This is a genomic window from Lonsdalea britannica, assembly GCF_946477055.1.
Classification (GTDB): Bacteria; Pseudomonadota; Gammaproteobacteria; order Enterobacterales; family Enterobacteriaceae; genus Lonsdalea; species Lonsdalea britannica_A.
In genome coordinates this window covers 1-5,341 of the sequence record NZ_CAMKXG010000242.1, presented here as the reverse complement: position 1 = coordinate 5,341, position 5,341 = coordinate 1, and the positions used below count along the sequence as shown (strand labels likewise).

General features: G+C 54.5%; 9 protein-coding genes. All 9 read right to left on the bottom strand.

Features of this window, described 5'->3' with window-relative positions:
• Window positions 1-48: 48 nt before the first annotated feature.
• A complete protein-coding gene (locus Q7O77_RS14270) occupies window positions 49-426 on the bottom strand; it encodes a phage tail protein (protein ID WP_304168590.1) in 378 nt (125 codons plus the stop codon).
• Window positions 427-438: 12 nt separating this feature from the next.
• Entirely contained in the window at window positions 439-1,860 is a 1,422-nt protein-coding gene (locus tag Q7O77_RS14265) for a phage tail sheath C-terminal domain-containing protein (protein ID WP_304168588.1), read from the bottom strand.
• Window positions 1,847-2,068, bottom strand: coding sequence for a DUF2635 domain-containing protein (locus tag Q7O77_RS14260; protein ID WP_304168586.1), 222 nt, complete (start codon window positions 2,066-2,068; stop codon window positions 1,847-1,849). The genes Q7O77_RS14265 and Q7O77_RS14260 overlap by 14 nt, the downstream gene beginning before the upstream one ends.
• On the bottom strand, window positions 2,049-2,714 hold the full coding sequence (locus tag Q7O77_RS14255) for a DUF1834 family protein (RefSeq protein WP_304168583.1): 666 nt from the start codon (window positions 2,712-2,714) through the stop codon (window positions 2,049-2,051). The genes Q7O77_RS14260 and Q7O77_RS14255 overlap by 20 nt, the downstream gene beginning before the upstream one ends.
• Window positions 2,711-3,139, bottom strand: coding sequence for a gp436 family protein (locus Q7O77_RS14250; protein ID WP_304168581.1), 429 nt, complete (start codon window positions 3,137-3,139; stop codon window positions 2,711-2,713). The genes Q7O77_RS14255 and Q7O77_RS14250 overlap by 4 nt, the downstream gene beginning before the upstream one ends.
• Window positions 3,139-3,510 (bottom strand): HI1506-related protein, encoded by a 372-nt coding sequence (locus Q7O77_RS14245; protein ID WP_304168579.1) that lies wholly within the window; start codon window positions 3,508-3,510, stop codon window positions 3,139-3,141. The genes Q7O77_RS14250 and Q7O77_RS14245 overlap by 1 nt, the downstream gene beginning before the upstream one ends.
• Window positions 3,510-4,418 (bottom strand): Mu-like prophage major head subunit gpT family protein, encoded by a 909-nt coding sequence (locus tag Q7O77_RS14240; protein ID WP_304168576.1) that lies wholly within the window; start codon window positions 4,416-4,418, stop codon window positions 3,510-3,512. The genes Q7O77_RS14245 and Q7O77_RS14240 overlap by 1 nt, the downstream gene beginning before the upstream one ends.
• Before the next feature lie 11 nt (window positions 4,419-4,429).
• Window positions 4,430-4,825 (bottom strand): hypothetical protein, encoded by a 396-nt coding sequence (locus tag Q7O77_RS14235; protein ID WP_304168573.1) that lies wholly within the window; start codon window positions 4,823-4,825, stop codon window positions 4,430-4,432.
• A partial coding sequence (locus tag Q7O77_RS14230; protein ID WP_304168571.1) for a phage protease occupies window positions 4,818-5,341 on the bottom strand: 524 nt, incomplete at its 5' end. The genes Q7O77_RS14230 and Q7O77_RS14235, both read right to left, overlap by 8 nt.

Genomic DNA, 5,341 nt, shown 5'->3' with positions numbered 1-5,341 from the left:
GCAGGCCATTTACCTCAATGCCGTATAATAGCGAACTCATATCGTTCATCATTCCTCAACTCGACGTAGTGCGTTGAAGGTGATATCGCGTTTCGCTTCACTATCAACGGTATACTGAGCACCCACTTGGGTACTGAAACAATCCAGGAAGGACACCCGCTTGCCGCCGCTTCCGCTGACCGGATATTGGGTAACCTTGACGCCTTCCATACCTTCCCAATCCAGATCGCCGGAAAGTGGGATCACGACAGATACCGTGATCTGGTATTCGGCAATACCGCGAGAAAACCCCTTTGAACGCCCGGTACGGTTCATGGTTTTCACCAGTTTGCGGCCGGTATTGGTGTCTTCTTTCAGGTCGGTACATTCGATTTCCTGGCCGTCAACCTCCAGGACAATTGCGCCAACATATTCTTCTAATGCCATTTTCAGTACTCCTTACAACAGCAAATCAATGCGGCCAGCGAACACATGCAGGCCATTAACGACATCACAGGGGATCGCGGCATCCAGACGGTTAACATCCTGAGAATCACGCTCGACAATCAGCATGGCCTTGTTGGCTTCGACCTCCTCGACAATTTCCAGCTCTTCGAGTTTGTAGAGCACATCCAATAGCTCGCTGCGTACACGGTCACGCGTTCGGGAACTCAGTTTGTCACGCGGGAACCGAAGGGCGATGCGTTCACGACAGGCTTTGCGCACATAATCCAGCGTCCGAATGGTGGTGATGTCCAGCAACGACACATCGTCTACACCTTCGGCATTTTTGGTATAGGTGCTGATAGCACGTACAATTTGCACGGTGTCGCCGGAGCCAATTTCAAACGGGGTTAGACCGTTATACAGCGCATTTTCCTGCTCAGTTCGGCCAGGGCGGTCTTCAATCGCAGTAACATCCAGCGTCGTCATTGCCAGCGTATTCAAAGGTCGCGCCGGGTCTTCCTCGCTTGCCATCACCGCGCCATAAGCCGCCGCAATCTGCGCCGGTGTTTTAACTGAACCGTTGTGCCAGCCGATAGAAATGCGACCGCTGTTGATCGCTGACGTCAAGGTTGTACCGGTAGACAATGATTTTCGCCATCCAGAGATACCCACGGCACCACGTTGTTCCATAGGGCCGCTTACGCTGTTTAAGTGAGTACGCAGCGCCGTTAACGCGTCCTGGGTGGCATACGGACAAACGATGATGTTGTGGCCTGCGGCAAACACTGCCGCCAGTGCAGGTGCAATATCCGGGTCATTTTCACCCCCCGACATTGACGTAACGACCGTGGTGATCCCCGCCGCCGTGACACTGGAACGCAAGACAATATCGTTACCCGCTGCGCCACCATTTTTCGCCGTGATCGTGACGACACCATCCGCCGCCGTGGCCGTCACCGGTAACGCGGTTTTTTGGCTAAACGCCGTCACCAGTGCATCAGCCAGAACTTTGGCCGTATCGTCAGCTGATACCGCGACATCAATACGCGTTGAACCCACCCAGGCGCTGAGCGTTCCTGCGCCACTTGCCGGACCGGTGATCGTGATTTTACCTGTCGCTTTTAGTGCCGCCTGCGCATCACGGATGCCGATAATTTGCAGCTGCAAATAGCTGTAACAACTGATCGCTTCGGTTGCCATCGTGTGAGCCATTGAACCTTGCCCGAACAGCATCGCCGCTTCATCGTCCGAAAAAATGTTAACGGCTTGCAATGGCTCGGCGGTTCCCGTATCCAGCATTTGACCCAGGATCAACACTTTTTGCTGATTGGTGGGTAAAGTGCGCACCGCCAGCCGGGTGTTGAATTCAAAGTACTTCCCTGGCTTACGGATGCTACTGGGAATGCTGTCAAAACTGATGTTAGGACTTGCCATTGGTCACCCCCTCGTTATTTTCAACCTTGGTGACAGTGGTCGTCGTGGCTTTAGCGGTAACAGTGACAAGGTCGCCATCCGCGATACGACGCAGGTAGTACGCCGATTTTTCTACTTCCACGCCAATATCACTGTCGATATAGCGACGAGGATTATCCTCGCGCGGCACCATCACCCCCGGTGTCGCTTTAACCGTTATTTTGCTCATGGTTAATCATGTCCTCTGCATCCGGTGATGCCGTAGTTTGTGGAATGTCATAGCTGATATGCGTACGCAGCCAATCGGGATCGTCGGCGCTGACAGCGCCGTGATAGCCGTTAAACATGCTATCCGGGTGGAAAGGTGCCGGGCCTTCCAGTGGGTATTTGCCATTCTCCAGCGCGGACTCCATCCACGTGGTATCGAATTCGCACGCGAAGACAGATAACGCCTGGCTTTCCAGCTTGGTGTTGAACAAAGGGCGCACCCGTCCTGGCATCAACGCCGCAATATTCAATCCGGACTCAGCTAAGTCTTGTCCAGACAGCAACCGCCGCACTGCGCTGACCATGCGATAGGTACCCACTTCGTCAGTGCGTGCTCCGCCGTGGCGTGAGGCTTCTTCACTACGCACGCTGCGTTCGCCGACCAGCACAACAAAACGCCCCGATGTTTTGTACTTCCGTTTGCCAATATTGGCATTCTGCGTGCTCTGAACGCCGCCGAACGTCACCCATACGGCGGGCATAGCGCGAGCAATCTCGGCAGGTTCTCCGTCCAGCTCACCGCCATAAGAGCGTACGTTGGGCGTCATGCGCCCCAGCCCTTGGCGCAGGCGGTCAATCATGGCCCGCTCAATATCTCTGATAATCAAAATGCCCCCCCTCGCGTTGCATCTCTATCAAATGCACGACCGGCCGACTGGAAACGCGCCCCGGAACTGGAAGACTGAGCGACCTGTCCGTCTGGCAACCTCAGCGAGATACGCCCATCAGCAACACGCTCCAGATAGCGGATCACGTCTTCATAACGAGCACGGATCTCCTCAGTCATCTGCGTACCCGCGCCACATAGCAGGTAACGGGCGATGTCGCAGCAACGCCCCACCAGAACGCGCGGCGCGTCAGGCCAAGGCACCGGATAGCGCCCGGCCAGATAGCTATCGATTTCCGCACTGGCCCGTTCTAACGCGTTATTCAACACCGCATCGTCGATATTGCCGGTAAAGTCACGGTCGGTAAGCGAAACACATTCACGCTCACCGAACGCCATCACCATATCGTCACGGGCCGCGTACATTATTTTTTCGCCTTATCGGTAGTGGTTTCTGCTAACTGCGCAATTAAGGCATCACGTTCAGCCGTCACGGTTTCGAGATTTTCCTGCGCGGCCGTCAGCACGGACTGGATCGACTTATTGTTTTCTTCGGCCTGTTTCAATTTGCCTTCCAGTTCAACAATGCGGCCCCGCGCGGCGGCGACATCCTTCGATAAATCTTTCCCAGCGGCTTGTTCGTCACTGACGCGGACCACGACCAGCATCGACTCAGATTCCAGTTTTGCCAGTTGTTCAGCGGTGAAATGGTTATCAGGGTAGGTTTTGGTTGTCTCGCTATGGGCGATGCCGCAGCGGCGGAAACCTTCACGTTTAGCGGTGATTTGAATCGGCATTATGCGTCCTCCCCGGTAGAGCCATACGCCATTTGCCAAAATGCGTAGCCGCCATTAGCACGGGATTCTGCGCCAAAGTGAAACTTCTTACGCATAAAGACGTTATCGTTGTTGTAGTCTGTCTGTTCGACAAACTCCGGTTTTTTACGCTCCTGATAAATCAGAGGCTTAACCGGCTTAGTTGTGTCAAACAGGAACCATTCGGTATCGGTTTTCAGCTCAGGCGCGACCAGTACCTCCGCCGTGCCTTTGTACGGATTCGGCGTGTTATCCGGGAAACGATCGGCGGTCATCAGATAGTTAGCATCATCTTCCAGCGCAGGCGGTACAACCAGCAGATTAGGCATAATCTTGAGGGAAGCACCTTCCTCGTCTTTCAGGCTGCGCAAGGTCTTACGCGCTTCGCCATAGCTGGCTTTTGCTGCGGCAAGGCTAGCGACAGAGAGCTTTTTCGTTCCTTTATTCGATACGGACTGACCTCGAACGGGGTGATCGGTATCGAAGAACGGCTGGCCGTCATAACACGGGTTTTTAAAGCCATCGCTGACCAGGGCAAAGACAATATCAGCAGGCAATTCCGCAGCAGACTGGCCCGCCGCTTGCGCCTGAATGGCTAGCCCCATAATCTGATCGTCTTCCATATCATTGCGGTCGACTTCGATTGTGGCTTCCCAGTCCTTATTACGGATGGTGTAGTTAAACGCGGCCAGTGCTTTTACGACCTTATCACCAACCCATTCGCGCATTTTCGGAAAGCGTGACAGCCAGGAATAATCGTTTTCTTTGCCGGTCGACGGCACAACCATCGCCACTTTTTTCCAGTCTGACGGCGTTTGAGTAAACGCGTTCTGAAAGGTGGCTTTCAGATTGACGAAAACCGCCTTGATATTTTTTACATTCACTAACACGGTGTTTCTCCTTAAATCAGTACCCAGACGCCATCATTGACGACAGCCTGCACTTTCCCGGCAACCGGGCGCGTATTTTCGTTACTGGTATTTGCCACGGTCTGACTGTCTACGACAAAACAGTCCTGGCCGACCTGAGCTTGCGTCACCGCATCCCCGCCGTAGTTAGCGAGTAGCCAGGCACGACCACGGCGAACGAGGGCGTCAGCATCACCATTTTCACCACGGCCGTTGTCTACCCAACCATCACTGACACCAAGGGTGACCTGAGCGGCAGTGGCTGTGGCTGGAACGGCGTAACCGCCCGCATTGGCGGCAACCATATGCCCGCCGAAAATTTCCGTTGCCTGTGCAATGGGTACAGCAAACTGCTGTCCATCGCGGTGGGGCGTATTGCGATCACTCATTGCCATCTCCTTTTACAAACTTGGCGACGTCTTTCGGGTCGACGCCCATCATGTTGCAGATAGCGACATCGACGACGGCATCGTCAGCAGATTCGGTGGCCGTTTTGGGTTTAGCGCCAGCTGGCGGCTGGCCTCCGGTCTGCGTAGTGGTCAATGCGGCAATTTTCGGCGCCGTATTCAGGAAGGATTTCAGACTGTCCGGGGACGATGTTGCCAACTGTTCTGCCCACGTTTTTTGCGCCGGTAGTAAGCGGCCGTCAGATAACGCAGCAGTAATCAATCCGGTGCATTCCTGTCGTGTCAACGCCGCCAAATTGTTGTTGGCCGTTGCCAGTGCTTCCTGAACGGATTGATGCATGACCTCAACAGAAACCCATTTGGCGGGGTCGGGTGTGGTCGCTTGCGCAGAGAGTGCTGCGACGTTTGCCGCATCCTGCGTCAGTTTTTCAATCAGGTTGAACGGCGTGGCGGATAACGTCTGAAATGACGCGGCCGCAGTGCCTGCCGCGCTGGAAG